Source organism: Rhodovulum steppense, from assembly GCF_004339675.1.
Taxonomy (GTDB): domain Bacteria; phylum Pseudomonadota; class Alphaproteobacteria; order Rhodobacterales; family Rhodobacteraceae; genus Rhodovulum; species Rhodovulum steppense.
Genome location: NZ_SLVM01000015.1, coordinates 31,197 through 54,984, shown reverse-complemented (window position 1 = coordinate 54,984; position 23,788 = coordinate 31,197). Strand labels below are relative to the sequence as shown.

At 66.4% G+C, this 23,788-nt stretch carries 20 protein-coding genes and 1 other RNA gene; 5 read left to right on the top strand and 16 right to left on the bottom strand.

Annotated elements, in window-relative coordinates; translation table 11 throughout:
* The 3 genes from EV216_RS11340 to fnrL form a co-directional block, all read right to left on the bottom strand.
* Positions 1–672, bottom strand: coding sequence for a sulfotransferase (locus EV216_RS11340; RefSeq protein ID WP_132695535.1), 672 nt, complete (start codon positions 670–672; stop codon positions 1–3).
* A complete protein-coding gene (gene dnaE, locus EV216_RS11335) occupies positions 672–4,208 on the bottom strand; it encodes a DNA polymerase III subunit alpha (protein WP_132695534.1) in 3,537 nt (1,178 codons plus the stop codon). The genes EV216_RS11340 and dnaE overlap by 1 nt, the downstream gene beginning before the upstream one ends.
* A 187-nt stretch (positions 4,209–4,395) precedes the next feature.
* Positions 4,396–5,142, bottom strand: a complete 747-nt coding sequence (gene fnrL, locus EV216_RS11330) for a transcriptional regulator FnrL (RefSeq protein ID WP_132695532.1) — start codon at positions 5,140–5,142, stop codon at positions 4,396–4,398.
* A 62-nt stretch (positions 5,143–5,204) separates the two neighbouring features.
* Here fnrL and hemN point away from each other — a divergent pair, with 62 nt between their 5' ends.
* Positions 5,205–6,560, top strand: a complete 1,356-nt coding sequence (gene hemN / locus EV216_RS11325; RefSeq protein WP_132695530.1) for an oxygen-independent coproporphyrinogen III oxidase — start codon at positions 5,205–5,207, stop codon at positions 6,558–6,560.
* A gap of 109 nt (positions 6,561–6,669) precedes the next feature.
* Here the strand turns inward: hemN and EV216_RS11320 are convergent, their stop codons facing one another.
* The 11 genes from EV216_RS11320 to EV216_RS11270 all read right to left on the bottom strand — a co-directional run bounded on the left by EV216_RS11320 (position 6,670) and on the right by EV216_RS11270 (position 19,063).
* A complete protein-coding gene (locus tag EV216_RS11320) occupies positions 6,670–8,274 on the bottom strand; it encodes an ABC transporter ATP-binding protein (RefSeq protein WP_132695529.1) in 1,605 nt (534 codons plus the stop codon).
* Entirely contained in the window at positions 8,271–9,380 is a 1,110-nt protein-coding gene (locus tag EV216_RS11315) for an ABC transporter permease (RefSeq protein ID WP_132695528.1), read from the bottom strand. The genes EV216_RS11320 and EV216_RS11315 overlap by 4 nt, the downstream gene beginning before the upstream one ends.
* 1 nt (position 9,381) lies before the next feature.
* On the bottom strand, positions 9,382–10,467 hold the full coding sequence (locus EV216_RS11310) for a microcin C ABC transporter permease YejB (protein WP_132695526.1): 1,086 nt from the start codon (positions 10,465–10,467) through the stop codon (positions 9,382–9,384).
* Between the two features lie 16 nt (positions 10,468–10,483).
* Positions 10,484–12,388: an extracellular solute-binding protein gene (locus EV216_RS11305; RefSeq protein ID WP_132695524.1), complete on the bottom strand. Its 1,905-nt coding sequence runs from the start codon at positions 12,386–12,388 to the stop codon at positions 10,484–10,486.
* Between the two features lie 126 nt (positions 12,389–12,514).
* Positions 12,515–13,114, bottom strand: coding sequence for a recombination mediator RecR (recR, locus tag EV216_RS11300; RefSeq protein WP_132695523.1), 600 nt, complete (start codon positions 13,112–13,114; stop codon positions 12,515–12,517).
* A gap of 3 nt (positions 13,115–13,117) precedes the next feature.
* Positions 13,118–13,462, bottom strand: coding sequence for a YbaB/EbfC family nucleoid-associated protein (locus EV216_RS11295; protein WP_132695521.1), 345 nt, complete (start codon positions 13,460–13,462; stop codon positions 13,118–13,120).
* A gap of 16 nt (positions 13,463–13,478) precedes the next feature.
* On the bottom strand, positions 13,479–15,224 hold the full coding sequence (locus EV216_RS11290; protein WP_132695519.1) for a DNA polymerase III subunit gamma/tau: 1,746 nt from the start codon (positions 15,222–15,224) through the stop codon (positions 13,479–13,481).
* 72 nt (positions 15,225–15,296) lie between these two features.
* Positions 15,297–15,393, bottom strand: an RNA gene (ffs, locus tag EV216_RS11285) — signal recognition particle sRNA small type.
* Positions 15,394–15,442: 49 nt separating this feature from the next.
* Complete coding sequence (locus EV216_RS11280) at positions 15,443–15,976, bottom strand: hypothetical protein (RefSeq protein ID WP_132695517.1); 534 nt, start codon at positions 15,974–15,976, stop codon at positions 15,443–15,445.
* A gap of 147 nt (positions 15,977–16,123) precedes the next feature.
* Entirely contained in the window at positions 16,124–16,885 is a 762-nt protein-coding gene (locus EV216_RS11275; protein ID WP_207894000.1) for an Npun_F0296 family exosortase-dependent surface protein, read from the bottom strand.
* A gap of 156 nt (positions 16,886–17,041) precedes the next feature.
* The gene (locus EV216_RS11270) at positions 17,042–19,063 is read right to left on the bottom strand and encodes a bifunctional 2',3'-cyclic-nucleotide 2'-phosphodiesterase/3'-nucleotidase (RefSeq protein ID WP_132695515.1); all 2,022 of its coding nucleotides are present in this window, start codon (positions 19,061–19,063) and stop codon (positions 17,042–17,044) included.
* 134 nt (positions 19,064–19,197) lie between these two features.
* Here EV216_RS11270 and nudC point away from each other — a divergent pair, with 134 nt between their 5' ends.
* Positions 19,198–20,154, top strand: a complete 957-nt coding sequence (nudC, locus tag EV216_RS11265; protein ID WP_132695514.1) for an NAD(+) diphosphatase — start codon at positions 19,198–19,200, stop codon at positions 20,152–20,154.
* Positions 20,155–20,185: 31 nt separating this feature from the next.
* Positions 20,186–20,653, top strand: a complete 468-nt coding sequence (locus EV216_RS11260; protein WP_132695512.1) for an SRPBCC family protein — start codon at positions 20,186–20,188, stop codon at positions 20,651–20,653.
* A 16-nt stretch (positions 20,654–20,669) separates the two neighbouring features.
* On the opposite strand, the gene EV216_RS11255 is transcribed toward EV216_RS11260, so the two are convergent.
* Positions 20,670–21,503 (bottom strand): prephenate dehydratase, encoded by an 834-nt coding sequence (locus EV216_RS11255; RefSeq protein ID WP_132695510.1) that lies wholly within the window; start codon positions 21,501–21,503, stop codon positions 20,670–20,672.
* 110 nt (positions 21,504–21,613) lie between these two features.
* Here EV216_RS11255 and EV216_RS11250 point away from each other — a divergent pair, with 110 nt between their 5' ends.
* A complete protein-coding gene (locus EV216_RS11250; RefSeq protein WP_132695508.1) occupies positions 21,614–22,117 on the top strand; it encodes a c-type cytochrome in 504 nt (167 codons plus the stop codon).
* Positions 22,118–22,141: 24 nt separating this feature from the next.
* On the opposite strand, the gene EV216_RS11245 is transcribed toward EV216_RS11250, so the two are convergent.
* Positions 22,142–22,906, bottom strand: coding sequence for a DUF1013 domain-containing protein (locus tag EV216_RS11245; RefSeq protein WP_132695506.1), 765 nt, complete (start codon positions 22,904–22,906; stop codon positions 22,142–22,144).
* A gap of 128 nt (positions 22,907–23,034) precedes the next feature.
* Here EV216_RS11245 and EV216_RS11240 point away from each other — a divergent pair, with 128 nt between their 5' ends.
* On the top strand, positions 23,035–23,664 hold the full coding sequence (locus tag EV216_RS11240; RefSeq protein ID WP_132695504.1) for a ribonuclease T2 family protein: 630 nt from the start codon (positions 23,035–23,037) through the stop codon (positions 23,662–23,664).
* Positions 23,665–23,788: the final 124 nt, after the last annotated feature.

Here is a 23,788-nt window from a genome sequence, read left to right as displayed (position 1 = left end):
TCAGCGCGAGGCGCGCGGGCGGGCATGCGCCCAGGCCCGTTTCACCCAGACCAGCGGTGTCGGCAGATGCCGACCGCGCGACCGGCCGGTATCGCCCCAGTCGGCCGGATCAAGCCCGTAGTCGGGCAGCGCCGCGACCAGCCGCTCCACCGGATCGCGGTCGAGATCGAATTCGACCAGTTGACCGGGCCTGTCGGCCATGTGGCCACGCACCGCGTCCAGCTGCGCGTCCCAATCCGCCCGCCAGCGCGCCACCAGCGCCGCCTCGTCGACCAGCCCCAGCGCCGCCATCGACCGCCGCGCGAACTCGCCATGACCATGGCGCAGCCGCGAGGTGATCCAGGCCTCGCGGTCGCGCAGGTTCAACAGAAGGATCGTGCCGGGATAGTCGCGCAGGATCCAGGTGAAGGCGGTGTTGCCCTCGAAATACTCGGTCGGCGTGACGTGGATCAGGTCGCAGTAGAAGGTATAGTCCTCAATCCCTGCCAGCGCCTTGCGCCCCGCGCGCAGATTGTCGCGGATGATCCGCGCGGCTGTTTGCGAGCGGCGGAGAGGGCGGCGGTGCTTATGGTGCAGCGCACGATGGCCAGCCCGCTGGAACAGAAGGGCCAGACTGCGCGTACCGCATTTGTTGAAGCCCACCAGAACGACGCGGGGCAGCGGCGTGCCCATCAGACTTCCTCGACCAGCGCCACGCCCGGCAGCGATTTCAGCGCGCCCTTGACTGCGGGCGTCACGGGATAGGTGCCACGCAGCCGCAGGCAGCAATCGCGCAGCTGCGTCTCGCCCTCGACCGTCAGTTGCAGGTTCAGCACCCGCAGCCGGATCGGCCCGCCCGCCCTGCCCCGCGGCGCTGCGCCCAACTGGTCCAGCAGGCTGCGCACGCATTGCGCGGCCTCGGCGGTCTCGATGGTGATTTCCAGCCCCGCCGCGCCCGCATCGGCAATCGCGGCATCCATCGGCTGAACGCCGCGGATCGTCGGGTCGAACTGGCCCTCGCTGAACCGGCCTTCCAGCGTTGCCACCACCTTGTCGGTAGTCTCGAACACCTTGCGCGCGGCGGCAAGATCGGCCTCTTCGCGCGGGAACATGGCGACGCCCGCAAGCTGGCCGGTGGGGTCGGACAGGTCCATTCGGAAATAGCGCGTGCCCTTGGCGCTTTTCATCTCGCGCAGGCCCGAGACCAGCACGCCGACCTTGACGACCGCCCCCCCGCTGCGCTCGGCCGTCTCGCGCGCGGCGGCAAGGCTGAGCACGGACTTTCGCTTGAGCGCCGCCATGTAATCGTCCAGCGGATGGCCCGACAGGTAGAAGCCGACCGCCTTGTGTTCCTCGGCCAGCCGCTCGGCGGGCAGCCAGTCGGCAACCGGGGCCAGCCGCGGCTCGGGCAGGTCGTCGCCCGCCTCGCCGAACAGCGACACCTGCGCCGAGCCGCGCTGGTCATGGATCGCGGCCGACCAGGCCGACAGTGCGTCCAGGCTGTCGAAGACACGCCGCCGGTTCGGGTCAAGCTGGTCGAAGGCGCCCGCGCGGGCCAGCATCTCCAGCGGCCGCTTGCCGATGCGTTTCAGATCCACCCGCCGGGCAAAATCGAAGATCGTGGCAAAGGGCCGGTCGCTGCGCGCCTCGACGATCAGGCGCATTGCCTCGACGCCAACATTCTTGAGCGCACCCAGCGCATAGACCAGCCGCCCCCCGCTGACCGAAAAACCCGCCTGCGAGCGGTTCACGCAGGGCGGCACGATGCCGATGCCCAGCCCGCGGCGGACTTCTTCGGCATAGATGCCCAGCTTGTCGGTCAGGTGGATATCGCAATTCATCACCCCTGCCATGAACTCGACCGGGTGGTTGGCCTTGAGCCAGGCGGTCTGGTAGCTGACCACCGCATAGGCCGCCGCGTGCGACTTGTTGAAGCCGTAATTGGCGAATTTCTCCAGCAGGTCAAAGACCTCGCCCGCCTTGGCCTTGGGCACGCCGTTCGCCACCGCGCCCTCGACGAATTTCGGCCGCTCCTTGGCCATTTCCTCGGCGATCTTCTTGCCCATGGCGCGGCGCAAGAGGTCGGCGCCGCCAAGGGAATAGCCCGCCATGACCTGCGCGATCTGCATCACCTGTTCCTGGTAGACGATGATGCCCTGGGTTTCCGCCAGGATGTGGTCGATCGAGGGATGGATCGATTCCAGCGGCCTGAGCCCGTGCTTGACCTCGCAATAGGCGGGGATGTTCTCCATCGGGCCGGGGCGATACAGCGCCACCAGCGCGACGATATCCTCGATGCAGGTGGGCTTCATCCGGCGCAGCGCGTCCATCATGCCCGAGCTTTCCACCTGGAACACCGCGACCGTGCGGGCGCTGGCGTAAAGCTCGTAGGTCTTCGGATCGTCCAGCGGGATATGCCCGATATCGTTCTCGGCGCCGGGCTTGGGCTGGTACAGCGGCGTGCCGTCCGCGCCCTCGTGCAGGGCCCGCCCGCCCGCGCGGATCAGGTCGATGGCATTCTGGATCACCGTCAGGGTCTTGAGCCCGAGGAAGTCGAACTTCACCAGCCCCGCCGCCTCGACCCATTTCATGTTGAACTGGGTCGCGGGCATGTCGGATCGCGGATCCTGGTAGAGCGGCACCAGCTCGTCCAGCGGCCGGTCCCCGATCACCACCCCCGCGGCATGGGTCGAGGCATTGCGGAGCAACCCCTCGACCTGCTGGCCATAGGTCAGCAGGCGGTCCACCACCTCCTCGGCGCGGGCGGCCTCGCGCAGGCGGGGCTCGTCGGCCAGTGCCTTCTCGATCGAGACGGGCTTGACTCCCTCGACCGGGATCAGCTTCGACAGCTTGTCGACCTGGCCATAGGGCATCTGCAACACGCGGCCCACGTCGCGCACGGCAGCCTTGGACAACAGCGCGCCGAAGGTGATGATCTGCGCCACCTTCTCGCGGCCATAGCGCTGCTGGACATAGGCGATCACTTCCTCGCGCCGGTCCATGCAGAAGTCGATGTCGAAATCGGGCATCGAGACCCGCTCAGGGTTCAGGAACCGCTCGAACAGCAGGCTGTAGCGCAACGGATCCAGATCGGTGATCGTCAGAGCATAGGCCACAAGGCTGCCCGCGCCCGACCCCCGCCCCGGCCCTACCGGGATGCCGTGATCCTTGGCCCATTTGATGAAATCGGCCACGATCAGGAAATAGCCGGGAAAGCCCATCCCCTCGATGATGCCCAGCTCGAACTCCAGCCGCTTCTCGTACTCCTCGACCGGCGCGGCATGCGGGATCACGGCCAGCCGCGCGGCAAGACCCGCCTTCGCCTGGCGGCGCAGTTCCTCGACCTCGTCCTCGGCAAAGCGGGGCAGGATCGGCGCGCGCTTGGCCGCCTTGACGGCACAGCGGCGCGCGATCTCGACCGTGTTCGCGATCGCCTCGGGCAGGTCGGCGAACAGCGCCGCCATTTCCTCGGGCGACTTGAAATGATGCTGCGGCGTCAGCCGACGGCGCGGCTCGGCCTGATCGACATAGGCCCCATCCGCGATGCAAAGGAGCGCGTCATGCGCCTCGAACATCTCGGACTTCGGGAAATGCACGTCATTGGTCGCGACCAGCGGCAGGTCCATCGCATAGGCGATCTCGACATGGCCGCGCTCGGTCGCCGCCTCCGCCTCGGTCAGCCGTCCGCCCGCGCCCGGATGGCGCTGCAACTCGACATAAAGCCGCCCCGGAAAGGCCGCCGCAAGACGCGCCGCCAGCGCCTCGGCCTTGCCCCTCTGACCGGCCCGCAGGAACCGCCCCAACGGCCCGTCCGGCCCGCCGGTCAGACAGATCAGCCCGGCCGCATGCGCCTCCAGTTCCTCTTGCGTGACCTGCGGCAGCTGCCCCGCCTTGCCCAGGTACAGGCAGGAATTCAGCTTCATCAGGTTACCATAGCCCGCCTCGTTCTGCGCCAGCAGAACGACCGGCGCGGGCGGGCGCGGCCGTTCGCCGGGGGCAACCGGATCATGGGCAAGATCGATCTGGCAGCCCAGGATCGGCTGAATGCCCGCGCCCGCCGCCAGAACCGAGAATTCCAGCGCGGCGAACATGTTGTTGGTGTCGGTCACGGCCACAGCGGGCATCCCCGCCGCCTTGCACAGATCGGGCAGCTTCTTGAGCCGCACCGCCCCCTCAAGCAGCGAATGCTCGGTATGCAGACGAAGATGTATGAATCGCGGCGCTACCATGCCCCCAGCCTAGCCAGAGCCGGGTCCGGGGGAAAGCCCACCCCGCCCTCATCCCAACCAAAAGCAACTGCGCCCGCGCGCCCCCCCTTTCGGCTCCGCGCGAGACCGGAAATTTCACCCACACCATCCATACCGAGTCCCAACGATTCAGGATCCACGGCAAGGCGCTGACCGACAAGTTGGCGGCTCAGACCAGCATGCCGCCGTCATTGTCGTCACCTGTCTCGCCGAGCAGGCGATCGAAATCGGGCACTGTCACATGACGCTTGCCTTCCAGGACGATAACCCCGTCGCGCTTCAGCGCCGAAATCTGGCGGCTGACGGTTTCCAACGTCAGCCCGAGGTAATCGGCCATCGCCTCACGGGTCAGCGGCAGGTCGAACACTATCCGACCGCGTGGGCTGGACAGTTTCAGCGTCGCGTCGCGCCGGGCGATGATCGCCAGAAGGCTCGCGATCTTCTCGCGCGCGGTCTTGCGGCCCAGCAGCAGCATCCATTCCCGCGCCGCGTCCAATTCGTCCAGCGTCATCTCCAGCAGGCGCTGGCCGATATGGGGCGTGCGGATCATCAACTCTTCGAAGGGTTTCTTGCGGAAGCAGCACATGGTCAGCGCCGTCGTCGCCACCACGTCATAGGCGGCCGTCTCGCGGCCCGGGCGGCCCACGAAATCCGAGGGCAGCAGCAGGCCCACCATCTGGGTGCGCCCGTCCTCCATCGTCTGGCTGAGCGTCGCGATGCCCTCGATCACCGAGGCGACGAAATCCATCCGGTCGCCCGACCAGATCACGGTCTGCCCGGCATCATAGGTCCGATAGTACTTGATCGCCTCGAGCTGATCCAGTTCGTCGGTCTCGCAGCGGGCACAGACGGCCCGGTGCCGGATCGGGCAATCCGCGCATTCAGTCTGCGCCACATGGGGGTCGGTCACGGCCATTCCGTTTCCAATTTTGACTTCGATCAAGGAGCGAACCCTCGGGTGAAAATAACGCTAGTGCAATGAGCACCGAATCGCAACTCACGCGTCTCGGTCTATTCGATGCGAAAGTGCCCCGCTACACCAGTTACCCGACGGCGCCGCACTTCAACGCATCGGTAGACGACGGAGACTTCGCCGGCTGGATCGACCAGATCGAGCCCGGTTCGCAGATTTCCCTGTATATCCATGTGCCGTTCTGTCGGCGGTTGTGCTGGTTCTGCGCCTGCCGGACGCAGGGCACGCGCTCCGATTCGCCGGTACGCGCCTATCTCGAGACGCTCAAGGAAGAGGTCGAGATGCTGGGTCGGCGGCTGCCTTCGGGCGTGTCGCTGTCGCGGCTGCACTGGGGCGGGGGGACACCGACGCTGTTGTCGGCTGACATGATGAAGGAGTTGACCGAGGTCATCTTCAAGGCCGCGCCGCTGCACGAGAGCGGCGAGTTCTCAGTCGAGATCGACCCCAACGAGATCGACGAGGCGCGTCTGGACGTGCTGGCCGCGGCGGGGATGAACCGCGCCTCGATCGGGATCCAGGATTTCGACCCGCAGATCCAGTCGGTGATCGGCCGGATTCAAAGCTATGACGTGACCCGCGACGCGGTGGACATGATCCGCGCCCGCGGCATCCCCAGCCTGAACGCCGACATCCTGTATGGCCTGCCGCACCAGTCGAACGAGCGGATCGCCGAATCGGTGCAGAAGCTGATGTCGCTCTCGCCCGACCGGGTGGCGCTTTACGGCTATGCCCATGTGCCGTGGATGGCCCGGCGTCAGTCGATGATCCCGGCCGAGGCGCTGCCCACGCCCGAGGCGCGGCTGAAGCTTTACGAGACCGCGAAGGAACTGTTCCTGTGGGACGGCTATCGCGAGATCGGCATCGACCACTTCTCGCGGCCCGAGGACGGGCTGGCCCGCGCGCTGGATGCCGGTCGGCTGCGGCGCAATTTCCAGGGCTATACCGACGACACCGCGCCCGCGCTCATCGGGCTGGGGGCGTCCTCGATCTCGAAGTTTCCGCAGGGCTTCGCGCAGAACCTGTCGGGCACGTCGGACTATACCGCGCGGATCCGCGACGGGCGCTTTGCCACCGGGCGGGGCCATGTCTTCACGCCCGAGGACAACATGCGGAGCCGCATGATCGAACAGTTGATGTGCGAGTTCCGCATCTCGACCGCCGAGATCACCGAGACCTTCGGCATCTCGAAATCGGAACTGAACCGCATGTTCGGCGAGGTCGTCGACCAGTTCGCGGGATTCGTGGACCTGACCAATGACGGGCTGGTGATCCCCGAGCATGGCAAGCCGCTGACCCGGATGATCGCCCGCGCCTTCGACGCCTATGATCTGTCGAAGGCGGGTCACAGTTCGGCGATCTGATCGAGACGGCCGGTCCGCGCTCTGCGTGGCCCGGACCTGCGGCGGGGAAATTACGCCCCGCCTGACGCCCGCAGCATCCCCCGCCGCGGGCGTTTTCCTTTTGCACGCTCTATTGGGCGGCGGCCACCGGCACGCCAAAGGCGGCCTGCATCAGCGTGCGGGTATAGCCGCTTTGCGGCGCCTCGAAGATCGCGCGGGCCTCGCCCGCCTCGACGATGTCGCCCTGCTTCATCACGATGACCTTGTGGCTGAGCGCGCGGACCACGCGCAGATCGTGGCTGATGAACAGATAGGCCAGGTCGTTGCGGCGTTGCAGCTCGCGCAGCAGGTCCACGATCTGAACCTGCACCGTCATGTCCAGCGCCGAGGTCGGTTCGTCCAGCACCAGCAGGCGCGGGCGCAGGATCATGGCGCGCGCAATCGCGATGCGCTGGCGCTGCCCGCCGGAGAACTCGTGCGGGTAACGGTGCATCATCGCGGGGTCCAGCCCCACCTCGGTCAGGATCTGCGCCACTTCCTCGCGCGCGGACCGGCCCGAGCGGGCGCCATGCACGCCAAGCCCCTCGGCCACGATCTGCTCGACGGTCATGCGCGGGCTTAGGCTGCCGAACGGGTCCTGGAAGACGATCTGCATGTCGCGGCGAAGCGGGCGCATCTGGCGCGATTTCAGCCCGTCGATGCCGCTGCCCTGAAAGACGATCCGCCCCTCGGACGAGATCAGCCGCATGATCGCCAGCGCCAGCGTCGTCTTGCCCGAGCCGGATTCGCCCACGATGCCCAGCGTCTCGCCCGCGCGCACGGAAATGTCGGCCGCGTTCACCGCCTTTATATGGCCGACGGTGCGGCGCAGGAACCCGCGCTGGACGGGGAACCAGACCTTCAACGCCTCGGTGCGGATCACTTCCGGCGCGTCGGGCTTGACCGGATCGGGGCCGCCCACCGCCTCGGCGGCCAGCAGCTTGCGGGTATAGGGGTGCTGCGGCGCGGTGAAGATGCTTTCGGTCGGGCCGGTCTCGACGATCTCGCCATCCTTCATCACGCAGACCCGGTCGGCGATGCGGCGGACCACGCCCAGATCATGGGTGATGAACAGAAGGCTCAGCCCCTCGGCGCGCTTCAACTCGGCCAGCAGTTCGAGGATCTGCGCCTCGATGGTCACATCCAGCGCGGTGGTGGGTTCATCCGCGATCAGCAGGTCCGGCCCGTTGGCCAGTGCCATGGCGATCATCACCCGCTGGCGCTGTCCGCCCGACAACTGGTGCGGATAGTCCTTGAGGCGGGATTCAGGGTCGCGGATGCCGACCTTGTGCAACAGTTCCAGCACCCGGGCCCGCGCGGGCGCCCCGGTCAGGCCCTGATGCAGCGCAAGGCTTTCGGTCAGCTGCTTTTCCAGCGTGTGCAGCGGGTTGAGCGAGGTCATCGGCTCCTGGAAGATGAAGCTGATATCGTTGCCCCGCACCGCGCGCAGCCGCGCCTCGGACGCGCCGATCAGTTCCTCGCCGCCATAGGTGATCGAGCCCGTGGCCGTCGCGCTGCCGGGCAGCAGCGCCACGGTCGAAAGCGCCGTCACCGACTTGCCCGACCCGGATTCGCCCACGATGGCCACGGTCTCGCCCCGGCCCACCTCGAAGCTGACGCCGCGCACGGCGGCGATGTCGCGCCCGTCCTGCCGGAAGCTGACCGACAGGTTCCGCACCTTGAGGACCGCGCTCATCGAAAGGTCTTTCTGGGGTCGAAGGCATCGCGCACGCCTTCGAAGATGAACACCAGAAGCGACAGCATGATCGCGAAGGTAAAGAACGCGGTAAAGCCCAGCCAGGGCGCCTGGAGGTTCTGTTTCGCCTGAAGCGTCAGTTCCCCGAGCGAGGGCGCCGAGGAGGGCAGCCCGAAGCCCAGGAAATCGAGCGAGGCCAGCGTGCCGATGGTCGCGGTAATCAGGAAGGGCAGAAGCGTCAGGGTCGCCACCATGGCATTCGGCAGCATGTGGCGGAACATGATCGTGGCGTTCGACACGCCCAGCGCGCGGGCCGCGCGGACATACTCGAAATTGCGCGCCCGCAGGAATTCGGCCCGCACCACGCCGACCAGCGCGGGCCAGCCGAACAGCGCGGTCAGGAACACCAGCAGCCAGAAACTGCGCCCCAGCACCGCGAACAGGATGATGATGATGTAAAGCTGGGGCGTCGAGGTCCAGATCTCGATCACCCGCTGAAAGATCAGGTCGGTGATCCCGCCAAAGAACCCCTGCACCGCGCCCGCCACGATGCCGATCACCGAGGCGATGCTGGTCACGATCAGCGTGAAGAAGATCGACAGCCGGAAGCCGTAGATCACCCGCGCCACCACATCGCGCGCCGTGTCGTCGGTGCCCAGCCAGTGATCCGCGCTGGGCGGTGCCGGTGCGGTGCCCGAAATGTCCGAGATGGTGTTGTAGCTGTAGGGGATCAGCGGCCAGATGATGCGGCCCTGCGCGATGTCCTGCCCGTCGATCACGCCGGTCCTTGCCTCGGCGATCAGGTCCTCGGGCGCGTCCCAGCACTCCTCCAGCCCGCCGGTCAGGATCAGGCATTGCACCTCGATGTCGCGATAGACGGCCTCGGTGCGCAGGTCGCCGCCAAAGGCGGTTTCGGGGTAGAAGCGGTAGATCGGGAAGAAGCTCTCGCCCTGGAAGCGGACATAGATCGGCTTGTCATTGGCGATCACCTCGGCGAAGAGCGACAGGCCGAACAGGATGGCGAACAGGATCAGCGACCAATAGGCCCGGCGGTTGCGCTTGAAATTCCGCCAGCGGCGCCGGTTCAGGGGGGAGAGCGCGAACATCTCAGGTCTCCCGGCTTTCGAAGTCGATCCGCGGATCGACCAGCACATAGGTCAGGTCGGAGATCAGCCCGACCAGAAGCCCGATCAGCCCGAAGACATAGAGCGTGGCGAAGATCACCGGATAATCGCGCGCCACCGCCGCCTCGAAGCCCAGCCGGCCAAGGCCGTCGAGCGAGAAGATCGTCTCGATGATGATCGAGGCGCCGAAGAACACACCGATGAACATCGCCGGGAAGCCCGCGATCACGATCAGCATCGCGTTGCGGAAGACATGGCCGTAAAGGATGCGGGATTCGGTCAGACCCTTGGCCTTGGCGGTGATGACATATTGCTTCTTGATCTCGTCGAGGAACGAGTTCTTGGTCAGCAGCGTCAGCGTCGCGAAGCTGGAAATCGTCGTGGCCAGCACCGGCAGGGTGATGTGCCAGAAATAGTCGCCGATCTTGCCGATCAGGCTGAGTTCGTCGAAATTGTCCGAGGTCAGCCCCCGGAGCGGGAACCACTGGAAATAGGACCCGCCCGCGAACAGCACCAACAGGAGCACCGCGAACAGGAAGCCTGGGATCGCATAGCCCACGATGATCGCGCCGCTGGTCCAGGTGTCAAAGGGCGTGCCGTCCTTGACCGCCTTGCGGATGCCCAACGGGATCGAGACCAGATAGGCGATCAGCGTGGACCACAGCCCCAGCGTGACCGAAACCGGCATCTTTTCCAGCACCAGATCGATCACCGCGACCGAGCGGAAATAGCTCTGGCCGAAATCGAAGCGGATATAGTTCCAAATCATCGTCAGGAACCGTTCCAGCGGCGGCTTGTCGAAGCCGAATTCGCGTTCCAGTTCCGCGATGAACTCGGGCGGCAACCCGCGTGCGCCCACATAGCGGTCGTCGCCAAAACCCTGCGCCCGTTCGCCCACATCGCCCCCGCCCGCAATGCCCTGAAACACATCGCCCTGTCCTTCCATCTGGGCGATGATCTGTTCGATCGGGCCGCCGGGCACGAACTGGGTCAGGGTGAAGTTGATGATCATGATGCCCAACAGCGTCGGGACGATCAGGAACAATCGCCGAAGGATATAGGCGCCCATGGGCTGCTCTGCCTCGTTATCTCAGCACACCGGCGGCACGCAGCGCCGCGGCCTTTTCGGCGTTATACCACCAGAAATCGAGATTGCCCAAGCTGTAGGGCGGCAGCGGGTCGGGATACTCGTACATGTCGTAATAGGCGACGGTATGGGTGTTCTTGAACCATTGCGGTACCCAGAACCGTTCGGCGCGCAGCACCCGGTCAAGCGCCTTGACCGCGGTCTCGACCTGGGCATCGTCCTGGGCGGCCAGCACGATCTCGATCAGCCGGTCCACGGCCGGACTTTTCAGCCCCATCTTGTTGAAGACCGAGGTATCCGCGGTTTCCGAGCCGAAATACTGAAGCAGGCCCGAGCCGGGGATGTAGTCCATCGGGAACTGCTCGGTCACGACGTCGAAATCGAAGCTGCGCTCGCGGTTGGTCGCCTGCGCATTGTCCACCCGCGTATGTACCGCGTCGATCCCCACACGGCGCAGGTTCTCGACAAAGGGGTTGATGACCCGGTCGAAGGTCTGGCTGTCGTTCAGGAACTCCACCCGCAGCGTGCGGCCGTCCTTGCGCCGCAACCCGTCGGCGCCGACCTCCCAGCCCGCTTCGTCCAGCAATTCCGAAGCACGGCGCAGGTTGCCCCGGTCCAACTGGCGTGCGCCGGATGTGGGGGCCATCACCGCCGCGTCGGTCAGGATCGTTTCGGGCAGAAGGCCCTCGGCCACAAGCGGTTCAAGCAGCGCCAGTTCGCCCTCGCCCGGCCCCCCTTCGGCAGCCAGATAACTGTTTTCCCAGAAGGAATTGACCCGCGCATAAAGCCCGTAGAACAGCGTTTCGTTCGACCATTCGAAGTTGAACATCAGCCCGATCGCCTCGCGCACACGGGGGTCCTGGAATTGCGGGCGGCGCAGGTTGAAGACGAAGCTCTGCCCGGTCGCAATGGTGCCGTCGGGCAGTTCGGCCTTGAGCACCCCGCCATTGCGCACCGCCGGGAAATCGTAGCCGGTGGCCCAGATCTTGGACGAGGCCTCGTTGCGGAAGGTATAGCTGCCGCCCTTGAACCCTTCGAAGGCGGCGTTGTAATCGGCGTAATATTCGATGCGGATACGGTCGAAATTCTGTCGGCCGCGGTTGATCGGCAGATCGGTGCCCCAGTAATCGGGGTTGCGCTGGTAGACTATGGTCTGGCCCACATCCATCCGGCCCAGCACATAGGGACCGGAGCCCAGCAGCGGCTCAAGGCTCGATTCCTCGAAATCGCGGTTGCTGGCGATGTAATGCGCCTTGGAAAAGACCGGCAGCCCGCCCACCAGTTGCGGCAGGTCGCGGGTGGGCACGCCCTCGGCGAAGGTGAACTTGACCCGTCCATCCTCCAGCACCTCGGCGCGATCGACCTGGCGCGAAAGCTGGACGCGGAAGCTGGGCAGGCCCTTGTCGCGGAACAGCTCGAAGGAATGGACGACATCCTCGGCCGTGAGCGGCGAGCCATCGGAAAACCGCGCCTCGGGGCGCAGCTTGAAGATCGCCCAGGACCGGTCCTCGGGATATTCGATGGATTCGGCCAGCAGGCCATAGACCGTGCCGATCTCGTCGGCGGTGCCGGTCATCAGCGATTCGAAGAACACGCTCGACAGGCCCCCGGACCGGCCCTTGGTGGTGTAGGGATGCATCGAGTCGAACGAGCCGAAAGCCCAGACCGAGATCTCGCCGCCCTTGGGCGCGTCGGGGTTGACGTAGTCGAGATGCGGGAAATCGGCGGGGTATTTCGGTTCGCCGAAGGTCGAGATGGCATGCGCAACGATCACCTTCTGCTCGGCCAGCGCCTGCTGCGCCCCAAGCGCCAGCACCAGAGCAAGCCCCCATGCGGTCAGCCAGAGCCGAAGCGGAACCGCGCGGGCAAGGGCCGTGGCACGGGCGGGGCGGGGCGTGGGCATCGGCGAACTCCTCCTCGGTGATCCCCTCGTGTCGCAGACACGATTTAGGGCGCGCGTCGTGCAAGGCTAAGGGGCGGCTTGCCGGCTGTTCAAGTTGAGATTGCGTGATGGGGGCGCGAGCCGGGCTCAGAACCCCTTGCGTGCCTTCAGCGCGGCACTGATCGTGCCGTCATCGAGATAATCAAGCTCGCCCCCGATCGGCACGCCCTGGGCGAGCGAGGTGATGGCAACCCCCGTCCCGGTCAGTTCCTCGGCGATGTAATGGGCGGTGGTCTGGCCATCGACCGTGGCGTTCAGCGCAAGGATGACCTCGGAAATCCCCTCGTCCCGCACCCGCTGCACCAGATCGGGGATGCGCAGATCGGCGGGACCGACCGCATCCAGCGCCGAAAGCGTGCCGCCCAGAACGTGATAGCGGCCCTTGAACGCGCCGCCCCGCTCCATCGCCCAGAGGTCGGCCACGTCCTCGACCACGCAGATCTCGCCATTGGCGCGGCGGTCATCTGCACAGATCTCGCACAGATCGGCGGTGGTGACATTGCCGCAGCGGGGACATTCGCGCACCGTCTCGGCCACCCGGCGCAGCGCCTCGGCCAGTGGCGCCAGCAGGACCGCGCGCTTGCGGATCAGGTGCAGCACGGCGCGCCGGGCCGACCGGGGGCCAAGTCCCGGCAGCCGCGCCATCATGTCGATCAGCGTCTCGATCTCGCGCGGCCGCTCGCCCATGGATCAGATCGGCAGGCCCATCCCCGCGGGCAGACCCAGTTCCTCGGACAGCTTGCGGGTCTCTTCCTGGGTCTTCGCCGTCGCCTTTTCCTGCGCATCCTTGATCGCGGCGAGGATCAGGTCTTCGACGACTTCCTTTTCCTCGGCGTTGAAGATCGAGGGGTCGATGTCCAGCGCGGTCAGCGTGCCCTTGGCGGTCGCGGTGGCCTTGACCAGCCCCGCCCCGCTCTCGCCCACCACGATGGTCGTGGACAGCGTTTCCTGAAGCGCCACCATCTTGGTCTGCATTTCCTGCGCGGCCTTCATCATCTTGGCCATGTCGCCAAGGCCGCCCAATCCTTTCAGCATCGCGTGTCTCCTTTGCTCAGTCGTCCTCGAAGGGATCCCATTCGTCCTCGACCTCGGGCAGCGCCTCGAGGGCGGCATCCGGAACCGGGGCTTCGGGGGGTCTTATGTCGATGATCTCGGCCTCTGGGAAGGCGGCAAAAACGGCCTGCACCAGCGGGTGTTCGCGGGCGGCCGCGGTCAGCCGGTCTTCTTCGGCCGCACGGGTCTCGGCGATGGTCGGCGCCCCGCCCGAGGCCACGACCGAGACGCCCCAGCGCGCCCCGGTCAGCGCCTGCAAGCGCTGGCCAAGCCGCGCGGCCAGATCGCGCGGCGCGTCGGCGGTCGGCTCGAACTCGATCCGGCCGGGGGCATAGCTGACAAGGCGCAGATGGGTTTCCACCTCGACCAGCAGCTTGACGTCGCGGCTGGCGCGGATCAGCTCGACCACCTGCGCAAAGGCGCCATAGGCAGCCAGCGTCGGTTCGGGCGAATGGGCCAGCGCCGTGGCGGCCCCGCCGCCGCCGGGCGCAGGACGTGGCATCGCGACCGCCTGTGCGCGCGCCCCCTGCCCCGCCCCGCCGGGCATGGGTCCACCCGTGGGCGCGGGCCCCGTGGGCGGCGTCTCGCGCAACTGGCGGACCAGATCCTCGGGCGTGGGCAGGGTCGAGACATGGGTCAGCCGGATCACCGCCATCTCGGCCGCCATCATCGCGTTGGGCGCCTGCGCGACCTCATCGAGCGCCTTGAGCAGCATCTGCCACATCCGCGCCAGCACCCGCATCGCCAGCCGCTCGGCCATGGCGCTGCCGCGGGCGCGCTCGTCGGGGCCCACGGTGGGATCGTCGGCGCCTTCGGGGGTGATCTTGATGACGCTCAGCCAATGCGTGATCTCGGCCAGATCGCGCAGAACCGCCATCGGATCGGCCCCGTCGGCATATTGCGCCGACAACTCGCCCAGCGCACCCGCCGCGTCTCCCGACACGATCAGATCGAACAGGTCCAGCACCCGGCCACGATCGGCCAGCCCCAGCATGGCGCGCACCTGTTCGGCCGTCGTTTCACCCGCGCCATGCGAGATCGCCTGATCCAGAAGGCTCATCGCGTCGCGCACCGATCCCTCGGCCGCCCGCGTGATCAGCCCCAGCGCCTCGGCGCTGATCTGCGCGCCTTCCAGTTCCGCGATGCGGCGCAGATGGGCGATCATCACCTCGGGCTCGATCCGGCGCAGGTCGAACCGCTGGCAGCGGCTCAGCACCGTGACCGGCACCTTGCGGATCTCGGTCGTGGCAAAGATGAACTTCACATGGGCGGGGGGTTCCTCCAGCGTCTTCAGCAACGCGTTGAACGCGTTGTTGGACAGCATGTGAACCTCGTCGATGATATAGATCTTGTAGCGTGCAGAGGCCGCGCGATAAGCCACGCTGTCGATGATCTCGCGGATGTCGCCCACCCCGGTCCGGCTGGCGGCGTCCATCTCCATCACGTCGACATGGCGGCCCTCGGCGATGGCCACGCAATGCTCGCAGACGCCGCAAGGGTCGGTCGTCGGCCCGCCCTGCCCGTCCGGCCCGATGCAGTTCATCCCCTTGGCGATGATCCGCGCGGTCGTGGTCTTGCCGGTGCCGCGGATGCCCGTCATCACGAAAGCCTGCGCGATCCGGTCGGCGGCAAAGGCGTTGCGAAGGGTGCGCACCATCGCGTCCTGCCCGATCAGGTCGGCAAAGGTCGCGGGGCGATACTTTCGGGCGAGCACCTGGTAGGCGGTGCCTTGGGTCTCGGCCATGGGTCCTCGTGGATTCGGGGCGCGTGCCAGCCTAGGGGCTGCATGCTGCGGCGTCCAGCGGATCGGGGGAGAGGTGAGAGGCTGGACAGCGACCCGAACGGGGCTCGTTACGGCTGCTTCCTTCCGGACCTGACCGGGTTGGCGAGGCGCTCGCCCGCGCCAACCTCTCGCCCCGTTACATAGGCGTCACGCGACGGATTCGCAAGGCGCAGCCGCCCCTACCGGCAGATCACCCCGCAGGCGGCGCGGGCCTCGGCCAGAACGGTGCGCCGGTTGTACCTGAACGGCCAGATACCGCAGGATCTGTCGTTCAGGTCGCTCTGTTCACGCTCGGCGATCACGCGCGTATAGGTGCAGATGCCGCTATTGCCGACCCGTTTCAGATGGGTTGCGGCGCGTTCCGCGGCGGTGGCCCCCTGGCTTTGCTGCACCTGGACGTTCGGGATCGCGGTCGGCGCAAAGAAGCTTCCGGCCGCGCTGCAACGGTTTTGCGCATTCGCGGTGCTGATCGGCGTGGGACAGGCATTGGCGGCGGCGGCCTCTGCCGCCGCGATGGCGGAATTGCGCGCCGCGGCGAGCGCGGTGTTGATGTTGCAATGCGTTGCGCCGCGCGTGCGTTCGACCGTGCCGCCGGCGATACCGTCATCGCGGCACCAACCGATTTCGGTCAGATTGCTCTGCGCCAGACCCTGTCCCGCAGAACAGAAAAGGGCTGCGCCCAGCACGCAGCCCGTAAGCCCTTTTCCGATCATGTCGCGTCCCCCCAATCGCGGCCCCGGCGCGCAGGCACGGGGGCCTTTCCCTGCGGCATTTGACCACGGATCGCGGGAAAATTCCAGCATCGGCGAAAAGGGCAGACGGGGCCGGGTTCAGCCCCCGGCCCGGGCCGTTCGGTGGCTTCAGTCGCGCGCCCGGCGTGCCGCTGCCAGGGCACCGAGCCCGGTCAGCAGCAAGAGCGCACCCGCCGGAAGCGGAACCGGCGCAACGACGTTGCTGAACTCGAAAGACCCGCCGCCCATATAGGCCGAGAACCGGACCGCGTCGAAGTCGATGCCGGAGAAGGAGACATGAACGGCGCCCTGCCCCGGGTGCTTGACGATCTCGAAATCGCTGAACGAGAGGAAATCGGCGCCCCAGAACGTGCCCACGACCGCGTCGCCCAGCAGGAACTCGACCAGGTTATCGTTGTCGGGCGAGCCCCAGAGCAGCGACAGGACGGAGCGCGTCGAGCCGAATTTCAGCACGGCCTCGTTCCGCGAGCCCTCAGGAACGTCGGTGGGCGCGAAAACCGTCCAGAACGGCGTCGTCTCCCAGCCGAGCGGGCCCAGCGCGCCGACGTCCTCGCCGGAATAGGTGGCCTCGACCTCGTAGACACCGCCATAGAAGGGCGAGCAGGCGAAGCGGCAGGGATCAAGATCGCGGTCGGGGCCATTGTCGATGCCGAACTCCGCGGTCGGAAGTTCCGTGATCGCGGTTCCGGCCTGCCAGGCCGCGCCCGAGGGCAGGTCGGTGCTGCGAGTCATGTCGACCTCGCCCCAGGCCGCAGTTCCGACGGCAGTAATCGTCACCTTGAGCGCATCGAAAGAAAGTGTGGACGCCTCAGCCAGCGTAGCGCAGCTCAGCGCCGCCAGAACGACTGGGATAGAAAGGGAATTCTTCACGGGAGCCTCCACTGCCATATTGTCGCCATAAAATTGTAGCCCCTGCGGTAACACAGGGGCAGAACTGTGGCAATTCGCATTGAGGCGCAATCGTTTCCGATCCGAGGCAGTTATATTTCTAATATGGAAATAACATGTGGACGCAAAGGCATTCTCCTATAGCGCGAGTCGAAAACGGATGAACCCGCCCGGCCCGTCGCCTGCGAACTCCAGTTCCACCGCGGTCATCTGGTCCAGATAGCGAACCGCCCGTGGACCGGTGTCGAACAGAACGGTCGTCCCCGGCATCGGCGCAAAGCCCCAGTTGTTGTCGGCCCTCGGGTCGATGGTGCCCTGCTCAGCAATGTAGCGCACGATCACGTCGCGGATAGTGTCCGGGGCCTCAAGAATGACCGTGTCGCCCATCGCGCCCGGGAACTCTCCCCCCCCACCCGCGCGATAGCTGTTGGTCGCAATTACGAACTCCATGTCATCGGTCACCGGCCGCCCCTGCCAGGTCAGGTCCACGATCCTCCTCGCCCCCGGATCGGTCAGGTGGCCCTTCGGATCGAAACGGGAGGGCTGGCTGAGGTCGATCCGGTAGTCCACACCGTCGATCACATCGAAATGGTAACTTGCAAAGTCTGAGTTCAACAGCGGCTGATCACGCCCGCCCGGCACGATGCGGTTGAACAGGCCCGCCGATCGCTCCAGCCAGCCGCGCAACTCTGCCCCCCTGACCCGCACCGCGCGCAACGTGTTGGGAAACAGGTACAGATCGGCCACATGCTTGATCGCGATGTCACCCGCCGGCACGTCCGTATAGTGGTCCGGGCCCGCACGACCGCCCGCCTTGAGCGGCGCAGCCGCCGAAAGCAGCGGCAACCCCTCATGCGGCGTGTCCTTGAGCATCGCAGCGGCACACCACATCTGGGCATTCGTAACGAGTTGCACTGAGGGATCATCAGCCACCAGCGCGAAATAGCTGAACAGCGGCACCGAGGTGCGCCCCACCGCACGGCGGATGTAGCGCAGCGTTGCGCGGTGTTCCTTGGCAACGGCATCGAGCACGTTGCGCTCGCTCTCGACCAGCGGCGTGATCGTTCGATCCTCATTCCGGCGCGAGATCGAGCGCAACGCGCTTTCATGCCCGACGATCCGCCACTCGCCGTCCGCACGATCGAGAAGCAGGTCGATCACGCCCAGATGCGACCCCCAGAACCCGCCCATCACCGCGGGCTTGCCATGGATCGTGCCCTTCGTAGGATCGACGCCCGCGATTCCCTCGAATCCGGGGCCGGGAAACAGCAGATGCTGATGGCCGGCCATGACCACGTCCAGCCCCTCGACCGTGGCAAGCGGCACGGCCGCATTCTCCTGCCCCGCGACATGGCCCGGCTCGCCGATGCCCGAATGGTTCAGCGCGATCACGATATCCGCGCCCTGCGCCTTGATCTCCGGCACCCAGGCGCGCGCCGTCTCGACGATGTCGCGTGCGAGAATCTTGCCCTCCAGATGGCGACGGTCCCAGGTCATCACCTGGGGCGGCGCAAACCCGATCACGCCCACCCGGATCGGATGCACGTCCCCCTCCCCGTCGGTCAGCATCCGGCCGAGGATGACATAGGGCGGAACCAGCGGCACATCCTCGGTCGGACAGGTCCCCAACTCGCGCACGATATTGGCCGAGATCACCGGAAACTCGGCCCCCGCGATCGAGCGCATGGCGAAATCGAGCCCGTAGTTGAATTCGTGATTGCCCAGCGTCGAGGCGTCGAAGCCAACCGCGTTCATCGCCTGGATGATCGGATGCATGTCGCCGTCCTGCATGCCCCGTTCATAGGCGATGTAATCGCCCATAGGATTGCCCTGCAGAAAATCGCCATTGTCAAACAGCATCGCGTTTGTCGCCTCGGCGCGAATACGGGAAATATGGGCGGCGGTGCGCGCCAAACCCACAGTGTCGACCGGTTGATCCGTGAAATAGTCGTAGGGATAGATATGGACGTGAAGATCCGTAGTCCCCATCAGACGCAGATGCGCCTGATGCGCGGCAGCCCGCCTGGAGAAGGAATGCAGCGTGCTCAACGTCTCTTTCCGCAGCGACGCCGGTCGGAATGACCTGGCGGTTGAGGTTGTTTCCCAATTGTCTAACACAGGACAACCCCGACACGATCCGCCGAACCAGAACTGGCACATCACCTTGTCATGTGTCTGAAGCTACATCCTGAAGGAGTTCAATGCAAAGATCAACTACCGCATAAGGCGAACGGACTTTCCTTGCCCGACCGGGCATGGCACGCCGGGCGAAGGCCGGAACCGGGAGGCGGGACATGCGTCTGGCAGAGCAGGTGACATTCGGGGGCGGCGGTCTGGACCGCGCCGCGGCGCTGCGCATGGACGCCGTCGCGCTGGCCGGGCTGCGCGCCGCCCCGCAGGCGCGCGCATTGCCGCTGTGGCAGGGCAAGCCGCTGGTCGGCCCGGACGGTCTGGGCTGGATCGCGCCGGATCATCCGGTCCTTGGCGCGACGGGCGGAGAGACCGTCTTCCTGGGCCTGGCCGGGGGCGCGGCGCGCCTTGCGGTGGACCTGTCGGACTGGGTGCCGCCGGAGTTGCCCGACACGCTGGGCGCGTTTCTCGACCCTTCGGAACAGCGCCATCCCGGCCTGCCCGAGACCCATGCCTTTACCGATCTGCGGCGCGTGATGACCCGGCTGACGCCGCTCGACGCGGAACTGGCCGCCACGGCGCGGGCGGTGCTGGGCTGGCATGCCACGCACCGGTTCTGCGCCCGCTGCGGCGCCGAGAGCCGGGCCGTCCAGGTCGGCTGGCAGCGCGCCTGCCCGGCCTGCGGCGCCACCCATTTCCCGCGCACCGATCCCGTGGTCATCATGCTGATAACCCATGGCAATTCCGTGCTGCTGGGGCGCGGGCCGGGCTGGCCCGAGGGCATGTTCTCGCTGCTGGCCGGGTTCGTCGAGCCGGGCGAGACCGTCGAGGCCGCGGTGCGCCGCGAGGTGGCCGAGGAGGCCGGGATCGCGGTGGCCGAGGTCGGTTACCTGGCCAGCCAGCCCTGGCCCTTCCCGTCCTCGCTGATGATCGGCTGCCATGGCCGCGCCACCACCCGCGAGATCACGCTCGACCCCGTGGAACTGGAGGCGGCGCGCTGGGTCAGCCGCGAGGAATTGCTGGCATCCCTGGCGGGCGAGCGCGAGGACATCCTGCCCGCGCGCAAGGGCGCCATCGCGCATCACATCCTGCGATTGTGGCTTGCAGACCGGCTGGATTGACGCGACAACGAAACGGGGCTCCGGAGGTGCCATGAAGTTCTCGACGCGTGAGGATATCGGTCTTCCCATCGAGGAAGTCTTTGCCGTCATCACGGATTTCGAGCGGCTGGAACGGGCCGCGCTGCGCCGCGGCGCCGAGATCACGCGGCTGGACACGCTGGCGGCGCCGGGGCCGGGCATGACATGGGCGGGGCAGTTCACCTTTCGCGGCGCGCCCCGGTCGGCGCGCTCGGAACTGACCAGGTTCCTGCCGCCCGAGACCCTGGTCGTCCAGACCACCGTCAGCGGCCTGTCCAGCATCGGCACCGTCGATCTGGTTCGACTGGCCCCGGCACGGACCCGGCTGGCGGTCGCCATCGACCTGCATCCCCAGACCATACAGGCGCGGCTTCTGCTTCAGACGATCCGCCTGGCCAAGGGGCGCATGACGGAGCGGTTCAGGACCGGTGTCGCGCGCCTTGCCCGCGACATTGAGGCGGGCCGGTTCCACCGCGTCTGACCCGCCCGACAGCGCCCTAGTGGCGCTTGCGGTCCGCCGGGTAGACGCCGAGGATTTCCAGCTTGGTGGTGAAATAGTCCAGTTCCTCAAGCGCCAGCCTGACATTCGGATCCTCGGGATGGCCCTCGATATCGGCGTAGAACTGGGTCGCGGTGAACGAGCCGTCGACCATGTAGCTTTCCAGCTTGGTCATGTTCACCCCGTTGGTGGCAAAGCCCCCCATCGCCTTGTAAAGCGCGGCCGGGATGTTGCGGACCTGGAAGACGAAGGTCGTCATCATCCCCAGATCGCCGCGGCGGGACCGGTCGGGCTCGCGCGCCATCAGCAGGAAGCGGGTGGTGTTCTTGTCGTGATCCTCGATATGGCGGGCGAGGATGTCCAGCCCGTAGATCTCGGCCGCCAGATCGCCGGCAAGGGCCGCCAGCGTGCGGTCCCCGGTCTGGGCGACATGGCGCGCGGACCCGGCCGTATCCGCCGCGGTCACCCGATGGATGCCATGGGCGCGCAGGAAGTCGCGGCACTGGCCCAGAAGGACCGTGTGGCTCATCGCGTGGGTGATCCCGTCCAGCCGCGCGCCGGGCACGCCCAGAAGGTTGATATGCACCCGCACGAAGGCCTCGTCAACGATATGCAGCCCGGAATCGGGCAGGAGCTGGTGAATGTCGGCCACCCGCCCATAGGTCGAGTTCTCGACCGGCAGCATCGCCAGATCCGCAGCACCGCTGCGGGCCGCGTCGATCACGTCCTCGAAGGTGCGGCAGGGCACGGCCTCCATCTCGGGGCGGGCGTCATGGCAGGCCTGGTGCGAATAGGCGCCGGGCTCTCCCTGAAAGGCGATGCGTCGGGTCATGCGGCGGCCGCTCCTCGTTCGGTTCCGGGGGATGTTCCGAGGGTTGATAAACCTTGCAATACGCAAGTTGAAGCGCTTAGGAAGGGATCGGGAAAAAGGGGAAAATCGCGATGTCGGCCTTGATTGGCGTGCTGAAATCCGTGGCCGCACTGTGCCTTGCGCTGGCTATCTTCTATGTGATGAACTTGGCTGCGGGCGCGCTTTACACCCAACGGGGCCTCGAACAGCCCGCCTATGTCATCCTTGCCGACGACGCCCCCGCCGAGGCCGCTGCCGAAGCGCCCAGCTTCGAAGAGCTGCTGGCCAATGCCAGTGCCGCCAGTGGCGAGCGCCTGTTCCGCGAATGCCAGGCCTGCCACCGGGTCGAGGAAGGCGTTCACGGCGTCGGCCCCTCGCTTTACGGGGTCGTGGGCCGCGATGTGGCCAGTTTCGACGATTTCCGCTATTCCGCCGCGTTCTCGGCGATCGAGGGCGTCTGGACGCCGGAGCGGATCGACGCCCTGATCACCAATCCCCAGGGCTTTGCCCGCGGCACCGCGATGACCTATGCCGGGATGCGCCGGGCCAGCGACCGGGCGGATGTCATCGCCTATCTGCAAAGCCTCGGCATGTAGACCGCCGCGGAAGGCGGCGGGCGCTCAGCGCCCGTGCCCCTGGCCGGTCTCGTCGTCATCCTCGTCGTCACTGTCGGGCAGGTTGAAGAAGCTGTCCGCGTCGGGCAGGTCCTTGTCCTCGTCCTCTTCGTCATGGCGCGTCAGCGAGAAGGTTTCCAGACCCGAGATCGCCGTGGGCAGGCGCGGCTCGGGCGCCATGTCGAGCGACTGCTCGGTCGAGACCAGCTTGCGCCGCTCGTCATCCGACATCAGCCCGCCTTCGGCGGCCTTTTTCCTCGCCGCCTTGTGCACGGCGGCGTCCAGTTCGCTCTGCCGACACAGCCCCAGCGCCACCGGGTCGATCGGCTGGATGTTCGAGATGTTCCAGTGCGTGCGCTCGCGAATCGTCTGGATCGTCGGCTTGGTGGTGCCGACCAGCTTGGCGATCTGGCTGTCGGCCAGTTCGGGATGGAACTTGACCAGCCACAGGATCGCTGCCGGGCGGTCCTGCCGCTTGGACAGCGGCGTATAGCGCGGACCGCGGCGCTTTTCCTCGCCGACCGCGGCGGGGTTGAACTTGAGCCGCAGCTTGTAGAGCGGATCCTTCTCGCCCTTCTCGATCTCGATGGGGTCGAGCTGGTTGTTGGCGACCGGGTCAAATCCCTTGACGCCCGCGGCCACGTCGCCATCAGCGATCCCCTGAACCTCGAGCTCGTGCATGCCGCAAAAATCAGCGATCTGCTTGAATGTCAGCGTCGTGTTGTCTACCAGCCAGACAGCGGTGGCCTTTGCCATGATCGGCTTGTTCATGGGTTCAACTCCTCTCGAACAACGGTCTCCCCAGCCGGGAAAACGGCTGCGCCGCTCTGGCGCCGATCCTCGTTTTCGGGGAGATTGGACGCCTGTATAGTCGGCTACGGGCCGGGAGAAAAGAGAAAATGCGCTGGCTTGTCCTGCTGATCCTGACCGCCACGATCACCCGCGCCGCAGGCGAGGAATCCGGAAATTTCGACTATTATGTGTTGTCGCTGAGTTGGTCGCCCACATGGTGTGCCCTGGAGGGCGACGCGCGTGGCAGCCCGCAATGCGAGCCGGGGACGGGGCATGGCTGGGTGTTGCACGGGCTCTGGCCACAATACGAACGCGGCTGGCCGAGCTACTGTCCGACCGCGGAACCAGGCCCCACCCGCGCCGAGACACGGGCGATGGCCGACATCATGGGCAGTGCCGGCCTGGCCTGGCACCAGTGGAACAAGCACGGACGCTGCTCGGGCCTGTCGACAAGCGAATATTACGCCCTTTCCCGGCGCGCCTATATGGCGGTGAACCGGCCAGATGCGTTCCGAAAGCTGTCCGACAATGTACGCTTACCAGCAGCCGTGGTTGAGGAAACCTTCCTGCAAGCAAACCCCACCTGGCGGCCCGACATGCTGACGATCACCTGCAAGGCGGGCCGCATCCAGGAGGCGCGGCTATGCTTGACACGCGACATGAAACCCCGGCTTTGCGGCGATGACGTGGTCGAGGATTGCGAGTTGCGCGATGCGCAGATGGATCCGATCCGGTAGCCCGGATGGGGTGTTGTCGGCCTACCCGCGAATAGGCGGAGCCCGCCGCCAGCCCCCGCTGACCCTCAATGCCTTCCCCGAATGCATATAGCCGAGATCCGGCTGCGGAAACGACAACCGTATT